This window comes from Terribacillus sp. AE2B 122, from assembly GCF_902497585.1.
GTDB lineage: Bacteria > Bacillota > Bacilli > Bacillales > Amphibacillaceae > Terribacillus > Terribacillus saccharophilus_A.
This window is the reverse complement of record NZ_LR700942.1, coordinates 968,317-986,593: the sequence shown is the minus strand read 5'-3', so window position 1 is coordinate 986,593 and position 18,277 is coordinate 968,317. Positions and strand designations below refer to the sequence as shown.

Sequence of the window (18,277 nt, the reverse complement as noted above, 5' to 3'; positions counted from 1 at the left end):
TAAGAGCTTGTTTGAACATTATAGTGTGCTGAACAGAGAGACGATTGAAGGACTCGCTGTGAAGCCAGAAGGTACATATGTGGATTGCACCCTAGGTGGAGGCGGTCACTCCGAAGTGATTTTGAAGCAGTTATCTGATAAAGGTAAACTGTATGCGTTTGATCAGGACAAGCAAGCGATCGAGGCAACAGCGGCAAGATTAGCGGAGTATGGCGATCGAATCGAATACATCCAGGCAAATTTCCGAGATCTGAAAAGCGAATTAGAGGAAAGAGGTGTCACGGAAGTCGATGGAGTTGTATTCGACCTTGGTGTATCCTCACCGCAGCTCGATCAGGCAGAACGAGGATTCAGCTATCAGCACGATGCGCCGCTTGATATGCGCATGAACCAGCACCAGGCGCTTTCTGCCTACGAGGTGGTTAATACGTGGTCTTACGAGCAGCTTGTACGGATTTTCTTCCAATATGGAGAAGAGAATTTTTCCAAGCAAGTTGCAAGAAAAATAGAGAAAAGACGAGAAATGAAACCGATTGAAACAACATTTGAACTTGTGGAAGTGATCAAGGAAGCGATTCCTGCACCAGCAAGAAGAAAAGGCGGCCATCCGGCTAAACGAATTTTCCAGGCAATCCGGATTGCGGTGAATGATGAATTACAAGCTTTCCGGGACGCCCTGCAGCAGACAGCAGAGATAGTTGCAGTCGGAGGAAGAGTTTCAGTCATTACCTTCCACTCGCTGGAAGACAGAATGTGTAAGCAGGCATTCAAATCATGGAGCACACCGCTGCCGGTTCCGCGCAATATCCCGATTTTGCCGGAAGATAGTAAGGCACCGTTTGCTCTTGTTACGAGAAAGCCGATATTGGCTAGTGTTGAGGAACTGGAAGATAACAGAAGATCCCGTTCCGCAAAACTCCGCGTAGCAGAGAAAATAAAACCGTGGAGTCCTAAATTCGAATTCTAATACAGGGGAGGAATAAGCTTGAGCGCAGAACGTGCAAGAAGCTGGCAGCAGAGCAGTCCGGCACAAAGACCGCAGCAGCAGCCTAAACGACAGGTAAAAGTAAAAGTTAATAAGAAAACGTGGATTACGCCGGGAGAAAAGGTTCTATATGCCGTATTCAGCTTAGTTATCTTGGCAGCAGCAGCTTATTTCGTCACCTTCGCAGCTTCCACGTATAACGTCAATCGTGACTTGGAAGCACTGGATTCCGAGATCAGCCACCAGCAGGTTGCAAATAAAGATCTGACTTATGAAGTGAAAGAATTAAGCAAACCCGAGCGAATCATCGATATCGCGCGAGATGCAGGTTTGAAGGTACAAAGTGCTAAAGTAAAAGAAGCAAACAAAGTCTCTGAATAAGAAAGGTACTGTCAATATGAAAAAGAACAAGACGACACAAAGAATGGCGATGTTTCTGTTATCTGCCTTTGCCTTGCTCTTTCTTGTCTTAGCTGGACGTTTCTTGTTCATCCAGGCATCCGGTGAAGTTGCCGGGGTCAATTTAAAAGAATTCGCGGAAAGTAAGCGGACCGACTCGTATACGCTCGAAGCGACGAGAGGGAAGATACTGGATCGCAATGGAATGGAGTTGGCGTATGATCAGCCAACTTATTCTATTTATGCGATTGTTAGTGAAAAGTACTCCGCGGATAAGGACCATCCGATCCATGTGACGGAAGTGGACAAGACTGCGGAAGAAATAGCGGATATCATTGACGCTGATGCAGCCGACTTAAAGGAACGTTTGCAAAAAGGTATCGATGAAGGTCTATGGCAAGTGGAGTTCGGCTCTGCAGGAAAAGGTCTTACACAGGATCAAAAGAAAAAAATTGAAGAGCTCGATTTGCCGGGCATCCAGTTCACAGAAGAAGCAGAGCGCTTTTATCCAAATGGAACTTTTGCCTCTCAGATCATCGGTCTTGCCCAGCGAAAAGATGGACTCATTACGGGGATGACAGGTATTGAGCAGCAGCTTAATGATCAACTTGCAGGTAAAAATGGTAATATATCCTATGAAAGAGATGGATATGGATACAAACTGCTGAACCCAAGTGAAGAAGTGCAAGCAGCCCAAGATGGGGATAATGTCTATCTGACTATTGATCAGAAGATACAGACTTTACTTGAGGATACACTCACCCAAGTGGATGAAAAGTGGAATCCAAAGAAAATCAGTGCAGTCGTCATGAATCCGAAAACAGGTGAGATTGTAGCGATGAGCAACCGGCCAAGCTATGATCCGAATGATCCGGAGAACGTGGAGAACTGGTATAATGACGCCATTTCCAATCCGATGGAACCAGGATCGACTATGAAGATGTTCACAGTCGCGTCTGCTATTGAAGAGGGAAAATGGAATCCGGATGAGGAATATAAATCCGGATCCTTTAAAGTGGATAAGGAAACGACAATCTATGATTGGAAGAAGGAAGGCTGGGGATCGATTACCAACCTCGAAGGTATACAACGTTCATCCAATGTCATGGTTGCAAATTTGGTTGCAAATAAAATTGGTGAGGACAAGTTTCTTAATTACTTAAAGAAATTCCACTTTGACCAAAAGGCCGGAATCGACCTTCCTGGTGAGATACCTGGTACCATTCTTTATAACTATCAATCCGAGAAAATAAGTGCATCTTATGGCCAAGGAACGACAGCAACACCGATCCAAATGATTACCGCTGCGAGTGCCATTGCAAATGATGGTAAAATGGTGACGCCTCATATCATTGATAAAATCGTCAATCCTGACACGAAAAAAGTAGTAGAACAGAATGAGACTAAAGTACAAGCAGAACCAATATCGAAAGAAACAGCAGATGAGACTTTGAAAATCCTTGAGTCGGTTGTGACCTCTGAACATGGTACTGGTAAACCGTATAAATTGGATGATTATAGCGTTTCTGGCAAAACAGGTACGGCACAAATTCCTAATCCAAACGGTGGCGGCTATATGGAGGGCAAGAACAATTATCTATTCTCCTTCCTTGGCATGGCGCCTGCTGATGATCCAGAATTGATCATGTATGTTTCCGTGTTACAGCCTGAATTGAAAGAAACGGAGACTGGCAGTGAGCCATCTGCCTTCATCTTCAAAAATGTAATGGAGAACGCGCTGCATTACATGGATATTAGTCCGGACCAAGCCGACGATAAAAATGAAGTCTCTGAAAAACGAGTACCTGATATTGAAGGTATGTCTTCTAACGCAACAAAGAAAGCCCTAGAAGATACTGGCATGGATGTAGTGGTTGTCGGTGAAGGTAATAAAGTTGCTACAACGAGTGTTGAAAGCGGTCAAACCGTTCTTGAGGGTAAACGCGCCATCATCGTCACGGATGAACCAACGATGCCTGATATTAAAGGGTGGTCCATGCGTGAAGTGCTTGAATTGGGAGAACTCCTGCAGCTGGATGTTGAAACAATCAACAGCGGCTATGCCAAGACACAAAGTATCAAAAAAGGAACGAAACTGAATAAGAACGACTATCTTGCTGTCGAATTCTCGACATAAGAAAACAGGACAGTGGTCTATCAGCTTGCCAACCGTCATAACATGGATACAAGCCTACCTTTGTACACGAGGGAGAGATTTGTTTGAAGAGAGTATCCAATGTTACGATGCGCAAGCGGTTAGTCACTGTTTTTGTTTTGGCTTTTATCGTGTTCCTGGTTATCGGAATCCGATTAGCATACGTCCAGTTCGTCTTAGGTAAGGACTTGGTGGACAAGGCTGAGGATTCCTGGAGCAGAAATATCACGTTTGAGCCCGAAAGAGGGAAGATACTCGACCGTAATGGGGATGTGCTGGCAGAAAATGTGTCTGCACCGACTGTCATGGTCGTCCCACGTCAGATCAAGGATCCTGACAATACAGCAGAGAAGTTAGCTGAAATTCTAGGGATGGAAAAGGACAAGGCATTACAGCATGTTACGAAGAAAGCATCTATCGAAAGGATTCACCCAGAAGGACGAAAAATTTCTGAGGAACAGGCAGAAGCAATCCAGGCGCTGAACATGGAAGGCGTCTATATTGCCAAAGATTCGAAACGGCACTATCCAAATGGGGATTATCTGTCTCATGTACTTGGCTTCAGTGGTATAGACAACCAGGGATTAATGGGTCTGGAGGCATACTATGATGAAGAACTAAGCGGAGAATCGGGCAGCCTGTCGTTTTTCTCTGATGCAAAAGGACATCGTTTGGAAGATATGGCTGATGTCTATTCGCCGCCGACGGATGGTCTGGACCTTCAGTTGACGATCGATTCTGATATCCAGACAATTATAGAGCGGGAACTGGATAATGCAGAAGCAAAATACAATCCGGACGGTGCGATGGCACTGGCTGTAGATCCAGATACAGGTGAAATTCTGGGAATGTCCTCGAGACCGTCATTTGAACCGGAAAATTATAATGAAGCCGATCCTGATACGTATAATAGGAACTTGCCGATTTGGAGTTCCTATGAGCCAGGTAGTACTTTCAAGATTATTACACTCGCTGCTGCATTGGAAGAGAAGGTAGTTGATCTTGAGAACGATCATTTTCATGATAGCGGTGCAATAAAAGTGGACGGTGCCACACTGCATTGCTGGAAACGCGGCGGGCATGGTGATCAAACATATTTAGAAGTTGTACAGAATTCCTGTAACCCGGGTTTTGTGTCACTGGGACAGAAACTCGGAACGGAACGTCTATTCTCATATATTAAGGATTTTGGGTTCGGTGAGAAAACTGGTATCGATTTGCAAGGAGAAGGGAAAGGCATTCTTTTCGACCCCACGAAAATTGGGCAGGTGGAGACAGCCACTACTGCTTTCGGACAAGGTGTTTCCGTGACGCCGATTCAGCAAGTAATGGGTGTGTCAGCTGCCATCAACGGAGGATACCTGTATCAGCCCCATATCGCAAAGTCCTGGAAGGATTCAGTTACCGGTGACACGGAGACAGCCACCGAGACAGTCATGAAACGACGAGTAGTGTCGGAGGATACATCAGAACAAGTCCGTTATGCACTAGAAAATGTTGTAGCAAAAGGTACAGGTCGAGGGGCCTATCGCGAAGGATTTCGAATTGGCGGCAAAACGGGAACAGCCCAGAAAGTGGGGGCCAACGGAACGTATATGGAAAATAACTATATTCTTTCCTTTGTCGGATTTGCACCTGCAAATGACCCAGAAATCGTCGTCTATGTTGCAATTGATAATCCTAAAAACACGATTCAGTTCGGTGGTAAAGTTGTTGCACCAATCGTAGGTACTATTCTCGAGGACAGTCTTCGTTCGATGGGAGTAGAACCGCAGACGGACGGTTTAGAGAAATCATACAGCTGGCCGGAAGAGCCGCCTACAGAAGCACCTGATTTCGTCGGTATGAAAAAGCGAGAACTGACAGAATACTATACAACGCTGAATCTGGAATTGAGCGGAAATGGCGAGTATATTATTGATCAGGAACCAAAAGCTGGAACAAAGGTGGAGGCAGGATCGACTATCCGGCTGTATTTATCCGAAAACCCGACTGAATAAATCGGATGAACCATTCCTGCGGACATAAATTCTGGTATAATGGGGAAAGGTTTTTACGCCTCAATCAATCAAAATAATATTACTTTGCATTTTGTAAGGATAAATGAAGGACGTGGCAACTTTGAAACTAGCAGTACTTTTATCCGCACTGCCTTTCTATGAACAGCAGGCGGCTCATAAAGAAATCGACATTACCGGATTAACAATCGATTCCCGGGAAATTAAATCTGGCAATCTATTCATATGCATAGACGGAGCCGTAGTCGACGGACATACGTTTGCCAGACAGGCCGAGGAGCAAGGGGCAGCGGCTATTTTAGCCGAACGTCCACTGGATGTTTCTATTCCAGTCATTCTAGTAAAAGACACACTTCGCGCTTTGGCTCCATTAGCAAATGCTTTTTATGCTTACCCATCGAAAGATATGCGGGTAATCGGTATCACTGGTACCAATGGCAAGACGAGCATGACGTATTTGCTGGAAAGTATATTCCGTGCTAACGAGGAAGCTACTGGTGTGATTGGTACGATTCAAATGAAGATCAAGGACGAGACGTTTCCAGTGAAAAATACAACACCGGATGCGCTGTTCCTGCAAAAAGGATTCCGCAAGATGGTCGATCAAGGAGTCGATACAGCTGTCATTGAAGTATCTTCTCACGCTTTGGACATGGGTAGAGTGCATGGCACTGATTTTGATATCGCTGTATTTACGAATCTCTCTCAGGATCATCTTGATTATCATGAAAGCTTTGAGGATTATTTCCATGCAAAAAGTCTTTTATTCTCGCAGCTAGGTAATACCTTTGACCCAGAGCACCCTAAATACGCAGTAATCAATTCAGATGATCGTTATGCAGAAGCATTGACTAAATCAACTGCACAACCAATTTGCACATACGGGATTGAAAAGGAAGCAGACATTATGGCCAAGGATATACAGTTGGCTTCCAATGGTACGACTTTCTTACTTCAAACACCAAAGGGTGAAGCAAGAATTACGAGTAAGCTGATGGGTAAATTTAATGTATATAATATGCTTGCTGCCGTAGGAGCAGCTATGTGCAGCGGTATTCCGTTTGAGACCATTTGCAGCACATTACAAGAGACGACTGGCGTAGCGGGTCGATTTGAGCCTGTCATGGCTGGACAGTCATTTGGGGTAATTGTTGACTATGCACATACACCGGATTCGTTGGAGAATGTCCTAACGACGATAAAATCAATCGTGAAGGGCAGTATAATAACTGTAGTAGGTTGTGGCGGTGACCGCGATAAGACAAAACGCCCGCTTATGGCAGGAAAAGCTGTCCAGTATTCTGATACATCTATCTTCACTGCAGATAATCCGCGTTCTGAGGATCCGCAAGATATCCTTGAGGATATGGTCCAAGGATTGGAATCCAATCAGTATGTAATTGTCCCAGACCGGACGGAAGCAATTCAGCATGCCATCGAAATCGCCGGAGATGGTGATATCGTCTTGATAGCGGGTAAAGGGCATGAGACATATCAAATCGTAGGAAATCAAGTACTTGATTTCGATGATCGTCTTGTCGCAGCAGAAGCCATCAAAAGATTGGGATTAGGAGAATGACCATGCTATTTTCAAGTGATTTCCTATATGAAGTGTTCCCAGATGCGACGAAGCAGCAGGAATTCATCATTGCAGAAGTGAATACCGATAGCAGAAAAGAAGCCACAGACAGTTTATTTGTCCCAATCAGGGGAGAACGATTCGATGCACATGCTTTCATTGAACAGGCAGTAGCACAGGGGGCAGTTGCTTCCTTGTGGGACAGAACATTACCGATTCCAGAAGCTGCTTCGAGTATTGTGCTGTTCTTGGTAGATGATACGCTGGAAGCATTACAAAGACTAGCTAAAGCCCATCGCGAAGCAATTGATCCAATTGTTGTCGGCATCACCGGTTCGAACGGTAAAACGACTACAAAAGATCTAGTTACTAGCGTTTTGAAAGAAAAATATGAAGTGCTGGCGACCAAAGGTAATCTTAATAATCATATCGGTTTGCCACTCACTGTATTATCTATGCAGCCTTCCTGTGAAGTGCTTGTTTTAGAAATGGGTATGAGTAACTTCGGTGAAATCGAGCTATTGTCGCAAATTGCGCAGCCGGACTATGCAATCATTACAAATATCGGGGAGTCGCATATCGAATTTCTCGGTTCAAGAGAAGGCATTGCCAAAGCAAAGAGTGAGATTACAGCTGGCTTAGCTGAAGATGGCGTGTTGATTATTGATGGAGATGAGCCTCTGCTTGCGTTCCATCACGAAAAAGAGACAACAATCACGTGCGGCTTTGAAGAGCATAATAAACAGCAGCTCAAGATTGAGCAGACACTTGATGCAGCGACTGCTTTTTCAGTGAACGGTGAAAATTACACATTTTCTTTGCTTGGTGCGCATAATGTACGGAATGCAGGCTATGCAATCGTGCTCGGAAAAGAGCTGGGTGTCGATCAGCAGCTAATCCAGCATGCATTGCTTACTCCGTCAATGACAGGAATGCGTATGGAACAGCTTGCGGGTAAGAATGGAAGTAAAATTATCAATGATGCATATAACGCTTCTCCAACTTCCATGAAAGCAGCCATTGGGACAGTACAGGGTCTGCCGTTTGCCAGACGTATTCTCGTGCTTGGGGATATCTATGAAATAGGGACCGAATCCAAACGCTATCATCGGGACATTGCAGAAGCTATCACCGCGGATACTACGCATGTATTTACGATTGGTGAGGATGCGGATGAAATTACCGATGCATTAAAAGATACACCAATTACAGCCGTTCACTTCGGCGACAAGGAATCCTTGGCTGAGGCAGTGCTGCCATTGCTGCAGCAGGATACAATCGTTCTGCTGAAAGCATCACGCGGCATGAAGCTTGAATCCATACTTGACACAATCGCTGTTATGGAAGAGAATTAATAGCTGGTAATTAGAAACATGGCGCCACTGGCGCCAGTAATACACTGGACGGGTGCTTTTTAAAGGAGGAAAACATCAATGAACGTGGCATTATTACTTGTGACAATTGCAGTAGCATTCATCGTCACCGTCCTTATTTCTCCAATAATCATACCATTTCTGCGCAGGTTGAAATTCGGTCAGAGTATTCGTGAGGAAGGACCAAAATCCCATATGAAAAAGTCGGGTACACCGACGATGGGCGGCGTGATGATCATGATCAGCATTGTCGTATCTACATGGATCATGCATGCAATAGGCAATATCCATATTAGCTTGGAAACGTGGCTGCTATTATTCGTATTAATCGGATACGGTTTGCTAGGATTCCTGGATGACTATATCAAAGTGGCAATGAAACGTAATCTTGGATTAACGTCCAAGCAAAAAATGATCGGCCAGATCATTATTGCGATCGTTTTTTATGCACTGCTTCGATACAATGATTTCGGTACTTACATACAGATTCCGGGAACATCGATTCAGTGGGACCTCGGATGGGGTTATTTCTTCTTGATTCTTGTTATGCTTGTCGGCGCATCCAATGCTGTCAATTTGACAGATGGACTGGACGGTCTCTTGGCAGGTACTGCTGCGATTGCATTCGGAGCTTTCGCTGTAGTAGCGTACTATGATGTACAGCAGACACAAATTACTGTATTCTCATTGGCGGTAGTCGGAGCTTTGCTTGGATTCCTTGTATTCAATGCGCATCCTGCAAAGGTATTTATGGGAGACACCGGATCACTGGGACTCGGCGGCGCCATTGCAGCAGTGGCTATCCTCACTAAAATGGAAATCCTGCTGATTGTCATCGGCGGTGTTTTCGTTATCGAGACACTTTCAGTAATGATACAGGTCATTTCCTTCAAAACGACCGGAAAACGGGTCTTCAAAATGAGCCCGCTTCACCATCACTATGAACTGTCCGGTTGGTCAGAATGGCGTGTTGTAACGACATTCTGGGCTGTAGGACTATTATTCGCTGTCATCGGTGTTTACATGAAGGTGGGATTATGATGAGTGATTTTGAAACCAAATTCCCATATCAGAACGTGCTTGTACTAGGTTTGGCCAAGAGTGGATTTGCTGCTGCCAGCACATTGCTTGCCCACGGACGCAATGTTCGGGTTAGTGACCTGAATGCATCCAATCAAGAAGAACTGGTCCAAATTTTAGAGCAAAAAGGTGCTCAAGTGAAACTTGGTGTGCAAGAAGTAGAACTCCTGGAAGATATTGATGTCTTGATCAAGAACCCAGGTATTCGTTATGAAAATGTGATCGTTCAAACAGCAATGGAAAGAAATATTCCAGTGCTGACAGAAGTTGAACTTGCTGGATTGCTTCATAAGGGCACTTTGATCGGTATTACCGGATCAAATGGTAAGACTACGACGACAACGCTTGCTTATGAGATGCTTAAAGAAAGTCAAGTAAGTACGTACGTAGCTGGGAATATCGGTACAGCCGCATCCGAAGTTGCCGACAGGACAACAGAAGATGACCGGCTTGTTTTGGAGCTTTCATCTTTCCAGCTCCAAGGTATTGATCAGTTCCGTCCGAACATAAGCGTTATGCTTAACATTTTTGAAGCACATTTGGATTATCACCATTCTCTTGAAAACTATGAACAAGCGAAAGCGAATATTTTCCGTAATCAAGATGCAGGCGACTATCTTGTTTATAATGCGGAAGATGAGCGCCTTCGTGACATTGTCAAAGCAGCAAAAGCAACACTTGTTCCTTTTTCTGGTTCAAGAAAGCTGGAAGATGGTGCATGGTATGATGATACACATGTGTATTTCAAAGATGAACCGATAGCTGAAATGAAAGATATCTTGCTTGTCGGTGGCCACCAGCTGGAGAATATACTCGCTGCCTTAGCTGCTGCTAAGCTAGCCGGAGCAACTAATGAAGGTATTCAGCAAGTATTGAAGACTTTTTCAGGCGTTGAGCATCGGCTGCAGTATATCAAGCACATCAATGGCCGGGCATTCTATAACGATTCAAAAGCTACTAATATATTGGCAACTTCCAAGGCATTATCATCGTTCGATCAGCCGATCATTCTGCTTGCAGGCGGTTTAGATCGCGGAAATACGTTTGAAACACTTGTTCCGTTCATGGAACATGTGAAAGCATTGATCGTCTTTGGTGAAACAGCTGAAAAATTGCGAGAGACTGCTTATATGGCTGGAATCGAGCTTATCGAACATGCGAAGGATGTCAAAGAGGCAGCTGAAATTGCTTATCGCATCTCTGAAAGCGGCGATGTGATTATGCTGTCTCCAGCTTGTGCAAGCTGGGATCAGTACCGTACATTTGAAGAAAGAGGAGACATGTTTGTTGAAGCGGTGCATACCTTAGAGTAGGGGCTTGTCCTGCTCAGCCGCTTCGCTGCATGCGGACCCCCAATTCCAATCCAAGGAAATGGGGTTTTTCTTTGCGTAAATCTAATCTTCCGAAGACGGACTGGCTATTGCTCTTCTCTATCGGAGGCCTACTGACAATCGGTATCATCATGGTGTATAGTGCTTCTGCTGTATGGGCGGAATATAAATTTGACGATAGCTTCTTTTTTGCCAAGCGGCAGCTATTGTTCGCCGGTGTTGGTTTAGGAGCTATGCTGGTCATTTCCAGGTTGCATTATGAGATTTGGCGGAAATATGCGAAGGTTTTACTTTTGATTTGCTTTGTTTTGCTCATTGCCGTCTTGATTCCGGGTGTCGGATTGGTCCGTGGTGGTGCAAGGAGCTGGATAGGGGTAGGGGCCTTCAGTATCCAGCCTTCTGAATTTACGAAGCTGGGCTTGATCATCTATTTAGCTGTCTATCTTTCGGCTAAGCAGAAATATATAACTTCCTTGAGACAAGGATTCCTGCCCTCGCTCTTACTCGTTTTTACAGCTTTCGGTATGATCATGCTCCAGCCGGATCTGGGAACTGGTGTAGTACTTGTACTTACCTGTATGGTGATGATTTTAGTGAGCGGAGCCAGAATCTCACACTTCGTTGGTCTAGGTATTTTAGGGCTAGGTGCTTTCGCGGCGCTCATCTTGTCTGCGCCATATCGAATTCAGCGTATCACAGCTTTTCTGGATCCTTGGGAAGATCCGTTAGGGGAAGGATTCCAGATCATCCAATCCCTATATGCGATTGGACCTGGCGGGTTAATGGGGCTGGGGTTAGGCAATAGTCTGCAAAAATTCTTCTACCTGCCAGAGCCGCAGACGGATTTCATCTTTGCCATTCTAGCAGAGGAGCTCGGGTTCATCGGCGGCGCAGGTGTTATGCTTCTCTTCCTGTTGTTTCTGTGGCGAGGCATACAAGTTGCGCTTCGGGCGCCTGATGGCTTCAGTAGTCTGCTGGCATTAGGTATCACTGGTATGATTGCTATCCAGTGCATGATCAATATCAGTGTTGTTATAGGCTTGATTCCAGTTACTGGTATTACGTTGCCGTTTTTAAGCTACGGTGGATCTTCACTTACGCTTACGCTTAGCTCTGTCGGTATCCTATTGAATGTCAGCAGGTATAGTAAACTCTGAAAACATATGCTTCGTTGATGCTGAATTCTTGAGTAAAGTTAACTTCCGACAGAGCTTTGGAGAGGTTCACCTAGATATGTAGCTAAAACAGAATGAAATGTATGCCATGCAGGGACTATGATCACATGAGAAGCAAACGGAACAGTTTAAGTTAAAAATAATCTGTAAGAAAAAAGTACTGTGTTAAAAAATTCAGACAATTCCTGTTGACATTTATTAGTAACGCACGTATCATTGTAAACAATTTCATATAGTTCTTATCAAGAGAAGCCGAGGGACTGGCCCGATGAAGCTTCAGCAACCTCTGATTATGTCAGAAAGGTGCTAAATCCAGCAAGATTAATTTCTTGGAAGATAAGAGTGCGGGCGATTATCTCAAGCTCTCTTTTCTTCGGAAAAGAGAGCTTTTTTTCGTTTAGTCACTCTACTACAAAAAAAGGAGAATTGACAAATGACAGACATTATCATTCTAACAGGCAGTCCATCCAAACATTCAAGATCGCAGCTGGCAGCAAATTATGCAGGGAAACTGGCGGAAGCCCAAGGCTATTCTGTGAAGGAGATCAGCGTTACCGATTTTGCTGCGGAGGATCTGATTTATGCAAGATTCGACAGTCCGGCTATTGTGGAAGCAGGTCAAACCGTCAGCAGTGCCAAAGGATTAATTATTGCTTCACCTGTATACAAAGCAGCTTATACCGGCGTATTAAAAGCTTTACTTGATCTACTGCCTCAGGACGCGTTTAAGAATAAGCCGGTACTTCCGATCATGACAGGCGGCAGCCCGGCACATTTGCTTGCGATAGATTATGCATTAAAGCCGCTAATCGCGAATCTAAAAGGAGAGCCTTTACAGGGAGTATATTTATGCGATCACCATATCAATAAAGAGAACCCAAATCAGCCAGTGGCGGACGAAGAAACCGGTGTAAGAATTAACAGGCAGGCGAATCAGCTTGTTGAATCTATTCGCCGTAATCATGCTGCCAGTGCCGTGAAGTAAAGGAGGAAAGTGATGGGAGCAAAGAAAACATTATTTGGTATTCCGATTCAAGTCATTGGCGGGCTGCTGGCAATTTTGTTGTTCATGACTGGGGACGGCATTGAACAGGCATTTCTGTCTAAGTATGTTGTCGACATAGGATTCACTACCAATCAGTCAGCAATTATGTTCAGTGCTTACGGAATCGTACTCACACTGGCTTCTTGGCTTGCTGGTGTGCTTGGGGAAGTCATAGGACCGCGAAGGACGATGCTGATCGGGCTGGTGACATGGGTTGTTTTTGAAATCGGCTTTCTTTATCTGGGTCTTTACTTGGAAAGCTTTTCTATGATGGTGATCATGTACGGTTTGCGCGGTTTTGGCTACCCGCTGTTTGCTTTCGCTTTTATTGTGTGGATTGCTTACCGTACAGAAAAGCAAAAGCTTGCAACAGCAATGGGATGGTTCTTCTTTATGTTTGCTGGCGGTATCGGTTTTCTTGGCTCGTATTATCCGAGTATTCTGCTTCCGTACATTGGTGAAATGGCAACGCTTTGGAGTTCACTTATTTGGATTATCTTAGGTGGAATTCTAGGTGTTGCATTAGTAGACGACAAAGATCGCCAGGGAGTCAGGATTCAAGATCAAACTTCAGAAAATAAGTGGGCGGAGGCGCTAAAAGGAATCACGATTCTTTGGGAGAGTCCGCGCGTTGCTGCTGGCGGTCTCCTTCGTACAATTAATACAGCAGGATGGTATGGTTTCGTAGTTGTAATGCCAGGTTTTTTTACGAGTTTCCTAAATATTTCAACGAGTCAGTGGCTTCAGCTTTGGGCGATTCAGTCCGTCAGCAATATGGCAGCTGGTGTGTTATTTGGGATGATAGGTGACCGAATTGGCTGGGTTAAGGTAGTCCGTTGGTTTGGCTGTGTGGGAGCAGCTGTTTGTTCTTTGCTTTACTACTACATTCCGGCAGCATTCGGAGCAAACATTCCGCTGCTTGTACTGAACGCAATTCTTTTCGGTGCCGCAATTGCAGCTTTTGTTCCGCTGTCTGCTATATTACCGACGCTTGCTCCTGCCAACCGCGGGGCAGCGATCTCTGTACTTAATTTAGGTGCAGGAGCCAGTCAGTTTCTTGGTCCGGTGCTTGTCGGGGTACTGAACAATTACTTAGGAATTGTTGGTGTGGTCTGGGGATTTGCCATTTTGTATGCACTTAGTTTTCTGTTAACGCCATTTCTTGCCCCTGCTTCGAAAGCACAAGTACATGCTACAGAAGAACTTGCTGTTAGATAACTAAAGGAGGATTTTCTAAATGACGAACAAACGGATCTATTTGAATGCTTTTGATATGAATTGCGTTGGACATCAATCACCGGGGTTATGGACACATCCTGACGATCAGGCACATCGCTACAAAGATTTGGAGTATTGGACAGATCTTGCGCAAATATTGGAGCGTGGCCAGTTTGATGCATTATTTTTGGCGGACGTACTTGGAACATACGACGTTTATCAGAACTCCCGGGAGGGAGCAGTCCGTCAGGCAGCCCAGGTGCCGGTAAATGATCCGCTGCTCGTTGTGCCGGCGATGGCTCAAGTCACAAAGCATCTAGGTTTTGGTGTTACAGCGTCTGTTACGTATGAGCATCCATACAGCTTTGCGCGTCGCGTCTCTACGTTGGATCATTTAACGAAAGGCCGTGTAGGCTGGAATATTGTTACATCCTATTTAGAAAGTGCAGCTAGAAACCTAGGTTTGGATACGCAAATTAAACATGACGAGCGCTATACTATTGCTGAGGAATACGTAGAAGTATGCTATAAGCTTTGGGAAGGCAGTTGGGAAGACGATGCAGTAGTTCGAGATACAGATAGGAAAGTTTACACTAATCCAGAAAAGGTGCATGATATTCACCACAATGGCACGTATTACACTGTTCCAGGAGCGCATCTGTCTGAACCTTCTCCGCAACGGACACCAGTGCTATTTCAGGCGGGATCATCTTCAAAAGGCAGGGCATTTGCCGCCAAGCATGCGGAGTGTGTCTTTATAAGTACGCCGACGGTTACTGTTACAAAGAGCTATGTAGACAAGCTGCGCGAGGAGACAAAACGTCAAGGGCGTGATCCAGAAGAGATAAAAGTGATGAGTCTATTTACTCCAATTGTGGCTGAGACAGAGGAGTCTGCACAGGAAAAACTGGCAGAGTATCGCAGTCATGCAAGCTATGAAGGAGGTCTGGTATTACTCGGTGGCTGGACCGGCATTGATTTTTCCGAATATGACCCAGACGAAGAGCTTCGTTTTGTTGAGAATGAGGCAATTCATTCAGCGGTGGAGACGTTCACGAAGATTGATCCGAATAAGAAATGGACTGTCCGCGAAGTGGCTGAATTTGTAGGTATAGGAGGAATTGGTCCTGTAGTCGCTGGCACACCGGTACAAGTTGCTGATGCAATGGAGGATTGGGTTGAAAAGACTGGCGTTGATGGGTTTAATATAGCGTACGCGGTGACTCCTGGAACGTTTAAAGATCTAGCTGATTATGTAGTGCCGATTTTACAGAGGCGTGGCAGAATCAGAAAGAATTATGAAGGTGCTACATTCCGCGAAAATTTGAGCGGAAATAAGAGACTGCCAGATCATCATCCAGCGCGTCAGATCGGAAAAACAGTCCAGGAACAAGGAAAGCAAACGGTGTAATGACGTGATAAATAAAACAGAACCGAAATTAGAAACCATTTATGCATTGCTAGATGAAATAGTTGACCAGACAATTGCCCCCTCTGCAGATCGGCTCGACCGGGAGAAAATATATCCTAAAGCAAACATGCAGGAGCTGGCGGTAAAAGGATTAAACGGTATTTTGCTGCCTGAACATTTAGGCGGTCTTCATGCAGGATTTAAAGCATTTTCAATAGTAGCAGAAAAAATCGCGAGCCATTGTCCCTCCACTGGTCTTGTTTACACGATGCATGTGGAAGCTGCCGATGCGATTTACCGGTTCGGAACAAAGGAGCAGCAGGAGAAGTGGCTGAAACCGGTACAAGAAGGGTACTTTGGGACAACCTCGACAAGTGAAAGAACTTCTGGAGGCAGATACTGGATTAACACGAGCCGAGCAAAACGCACGCCGGATGGATATGAGCTGAATCTAGAAAAATCTTTTACGACAAGCAGCGGTTTTGCCGATTTCTATATTGTCCAAACTGGTTCACCAGATGCTTCTACAACTGATGATATAAGTTATTTTATCATTGAAGGAACGAACCCTGGTTTAAGCTATGGGAGCTGGGATGCACTCGGGGTGAGAGGGAACCATAGCTCTTCGCTCACGCTCAACAGCGTGCAAGTGCCGAAAGAAAATCTGCTCGGGAGTGAAGGGTCTGGTCGTGCAATCGTGGAAACAAGTATTGCATATTTGCTTGGCCTGGGCTCTGTCTGGACAGGACTGGCTGGTGGAATTATTGATATAGTTACAGAATACGTAAAGCGGAATCATCACCATGATGTTGGAAAAAGCCTTGGAGACTATCAGGTTATCCGCAGTCTGCTTGCTAAAGCAGTAATTAAACACAAAGGGCTCACTGCCTGGTTAAATCAGCTTCGAGACAAAATTGATCAACAGTTTAAAAATGGATCTGGAAAGTTAAGTATCGCTACACAGCAGGATTTACTGTCATTTAAAATATATGCTTCAGATACGGTAAATGAGATTGCACAGATTGCCATGGACATTACCGGAGGTTATGGGTATAAAATCGGTAAGCTGGAGAGGTTTTACCGTGATGCCAGAGCGGGTATTGTAATGGGGCCTTCCAACAATCTTGCTCGTGAAATTCTTGCAAACCAGCTTATTGGTATTTCAGATGATTTGTGGGGAGAAACCTCTTAATAAGAGGTTTCTTTTTTCTGCAACACGATTATTTACATAGCTAAACTCCTTTTAAATATGAAATGGATAGTTTTTCCGCATGAAAAAAACGAGGCTTGACCGACAAAACAACATACGTTGGAACGAATGTAATGGTAGAATGGGAAAGAATAATAGTAGTGGAGACGAAATTAAAGAGTAAAAGAATGGATAGAAGTTTTCATTTCTTTGCCCCATTGAAGAAGGAGATTGGCGGCTTCTTATGTAATTAGGTAAAGAAACCTTTTTAAAAGGCGGATTATTTACAATTTGTTGGTTACTGACTCTTTCCGCTATATGAATGTGTTATAATTTTATAATTACAATACAAGCAGTTTTTTGACTGTACAGCATAGGAAGAAGAGGAAATGAGCGAAAAAAAGAAAATTGTTTCCATCGAAGACCGTATCCCGAAATTAAAACAAGCGAGAAAGAAAAAGGCGAATAGACGACTTATATTCTACTTGTCTATTTTCTTCGTACTAATCTTCATCATTGTGTATCTGCAATCGCCATTAAGCAATATTCACCGTCTTGAAGTGGAAGGGAATGAATTTCTGCCTAAAGAAACTATTATTCAAAGCAGCGGACTGACTACTTCAGATAATATGTGGCGTATTGATAAGGATGAAGCAATCAAACGGATAGAAGAAAATGAAGAAGTCGAAAAGGTATCAATAAGCCGAGGCTTTCCTGCCACTGTCACGATCAAAGTGACGGAGCTTGGGAGGGTAGGGTATCTGCAGCAGGATAACAGTTATCGCGCGCTGCTTACCAATGGCAGTATCTCCGAGAAGAAATGGGATCAGCCAAATTCGGATGCCCCGACACTCTATGGTTTTTCTGATGATAAGTATCTTAAAGAGCTGGCAGAAGAGCTTGGCCAGCTACCAGCTTCTATAACCGGTCTCATATCTGAGATACATTACAAGCCGACAGAAGACAATCAATTCGTCATTCAGCTATTCATGAACGACGGCAGGGAAGTGCAAGGAACAATCCGCACTTTCGCCACGAACATGGAGGCGTATCCTAGTATTGCGGCACAGCTTGATCCAGACGTCGATGGTGTACTCCATATGGGAGTGGGCACCTATTTCGAGCCTGCCGAGAAGGAAAAAGAAGATAACGAGCAAGAAGAAGGCCAATAAACAGAAATTCATGGTATTTTGTCAGTTTATGTAGAATAAACGGGCTATATGCGGTATAGTCGAATCAAATACGAGTATATTAGGCTAAATTCTTACAGAATGTCGCTTTTTAGGCAAAATTTCTCGTGAAATTTGTTATAATTATGC

Annotated in this window: 14 protein-coding genes and 1 riboswitch; all 14 genes read left to right on the top strand. The window is 44.5% G+C overall.

The genetic code is table 11. The features are described 5' to 3' along the window. Positions 1-7 precede the first annotated feature (7 nt). The gene (rsmH, locus tag AE2B122_RS04990) at positions 8-967 is read left to right on the top strand and encodes a 16S rRNA (cytosine(1402)-N(4))-methyltransferase RsmH (protein WP_095217519.1); all 960 of its coding nucleotides are present in this window, start codon (positions 8-10) and stop codon (positions 965-967) included. A gap of 18 nt (positions 968-985) precedes the next feature. After that, a complete protein-coding gene (gene ftsL / locus AE2B122_RS04985; protein ID WP_038559938.1) occupies positions 986-1,366 on the top strand; it encodes a cell division protein FtsL in 381 nt (126 codons plus the stop codon). A gap of 16 nt (positions 1,367-1,382) precedes the next feature. Then, complete coding sequence (locus AE2B122_RS04980) at positions 1,383-3,521, top strand: penicillin-binding protein (protein WP_175073238.1); 2,139 nt, start codon at positions 1,383-1,385, stop codon at positions 3,519-3,521. 83 nt (positions 3,522-3,604) lie between these two features. Then, positions 3,605-5,539, top strand: coding sequence for a stage V sporulation protein D (locus tag AE2B122_RS04975; protein WP_095217521.1), 1,935 nt, complete (start codon positions 3,605-3,607; stop codon positions 5,537-5,539). 121 nt (positions 5,540-5,660) lie between these two features. Then, positions 5,661-7,136 carry a UDP-N-acetylmuramoyl-L-alanyl-D-glutamate--2,6-diaminopimelate ligase gene (locus AE2B122_RS04970; protein ID WP_175073237.1) on the top strand — a complete coding sequence of 492 codons (1,476 nt, stop codon included), beginning with the start codon at positions 5,661-5,663 and terminating at the stop codon, positions 7,134-7,136. 2 nt (positions 7,137-7,138) lie between these two features. Continuing rightward, on the top strand, positions 7,139-8,491 hold the full coding sequence (murF, locus tag AE2B122_RS04965) for a UDP-N-acetylmuramoyl-tripeptide--D-alanyl-D-alanine ligase (protein WP_175073236.1): 1,353 nt from the start codon (positions 7,139-7,141) through the stop codon (positions 8,489-8,491). A gap of 78 nt (positions 8,492-8,569) precedes the next feature. After that, positions 8,570-9,550, top strand: coding sequence for a phospho-N-acetylmuramoyl-pentapeptide-transferase (gene mraY, locus AE2B122_RS04960; RefSeq protein ID WP_038559955.1), 981 nt, complete (start codon positions 8,570-8,572; stop codon positions 9,548-9,550). After that, complete coding sequence (gene murD / locus AE2B122_RS04955; protein ID WP_095270516.1) at positions 9,550-10,902, top strand: UDP-N-acetylmuramoyl-L-alanine--D-glutamate ligase; 1,353 nt, start codon at positions 9,550-9,552, stop codon at positions 10,900-10,902. Before mraY ends, murD begins: the two co-directional genes overlap by 1 nt. Before the next feature lie 71 nt (positions 10,903-10,973). Continuing rightward, positions 10,974-12,077 (top strand): stage V sporulation protein E, encoded by a 1,104-nt coding sequence (gene spoVE, locus AE2B122_RS04950; protein ID WP_255212156.1) that lies wholly within the window; start codon positions 10,974-10,976, stop codon positions 12,075-12,077. Positions 12,078-12,331: 254 nt separating this feature from the next. Continuing rightward, positions 12,332-12,438, top strand: a riboswitch (SAM riboswitch). Positions 12,439-12,528: 90 nt separating this feature from the next. Continuing rightward, the gene (ssuE, locus tag AE2B122_RS04945) at positions 12,529-13,080 is read left to right on the top strand and encodes an NADPH-dependent FMN reductase (protein WP_095217525.1); all 552 of its coding nucleotides are present in this window, start codon (positions 12,529-12,531) and stop codon (positions 13,078-13,080) included. A gap of 12 nt (positions 13,081-13,092) precedes the next feature. Then, a complete protein-coding gene (locus AE2B122_RS04940; RefSeq protein ID WP_217468069.1) occupies positions 13,093-14,358 on the top strand; it encodes an MFS transporter in 1,266 nt (421 codons plus the stop codon). Between the two features lie 19 nt (positions 14,359-14,377). Continuing rightward, complete coding sequence (locus tag AE2B122_RS04935) at positions 14,378-15,769, top strand: LLM class flavin-dependent oxidoreductase (RefSeq protein WP_175073235.1); 1,392 nt, start codon at positions 14,378-14,380, stop codon at positions 15,767-15,769. 4 nt (positions 15,770-15,773) lie between these two features. Continuing rightward, positions 15,774-16,961, top strand: coding sequence for an acyl-CoA dehydrogenase family protein (locus AE2B122_RS04930; RefSeq protein WP_175073234.1), 1,188 nt, complete (start codon positions 15,774-15,776; stop codon positions 16,959-16,961). A 386-nt stretch (positions 16,962-17,347) separates the two neighbouring features. Then, entirely contained in the window at positions 17,348-18,130 is a 783-nt protein-coding gene (locus tag AE2B122_RS04925; protein WP_175073233.1) for a cell division protein FtsQ/DivIB, read from the top strand. The last annotated feature ends 147 nt before the right edge of the window (positions 18,131-18,277 follow it).

Excerpts from the sequence above, each read along its gene's own strand:
- AE2B122_RS04980 (WP_175073238.1), top strand. The coding sequence starts at position 1,383 with ATGAAAAAGAACAAGACGACACAAAGAATGGCGATGTTTCTGTTATCT.
- AE2B122_RS04935 (WP_175073235.1), top strand. The coding sequence starts at position 14,378 with ATGACGAACAAACGGATCTATTTGAATGCTTTTGATATGAATTGCGTT.
- murF (WP_175073236.1), top strand. The coding sequence starts at position 7,139 with ATGCTATTTTCAAGTGATTTCCTATATGAAGTGTTCCCAGATGCGACG.
- AE2B122_RS04940 (WP_217468069.1), top strand. The coding sequence starts at position 13,093 with ATGGGAGCAAAGAAAACATTATTTGGTATTCCGATTCAAGTCATTGGC.
- AE2B122_RS04925 (WP_175073233.1), top strand. The coding sequence starts at position 17,348 with ATGAGCGAAAAAAAGAAAATTGTTTCCATCGAAGACCGTATCCCGAAA.
- ssuE (WP_095217525.1), top strand. The coding sequence starts at position 12,529 with ATGACAGACATTATCATTCTAACAGGCAGTCCATCCAAACATTCAAGA.
- mraY (WP_038559955.1), top strand. The coding sequence starts at position 8,570 with ATGAACGTGGCATTATTACTTGTGACAATTGCAGTAGCATTCATCGTC.
- murD (WP_095270516.1), top strand. The coding sequence starts at position 9,550 with ATGAGTGATTTTGAAACCAAATTCCCATATCAGAACGTGCTTGTACTA.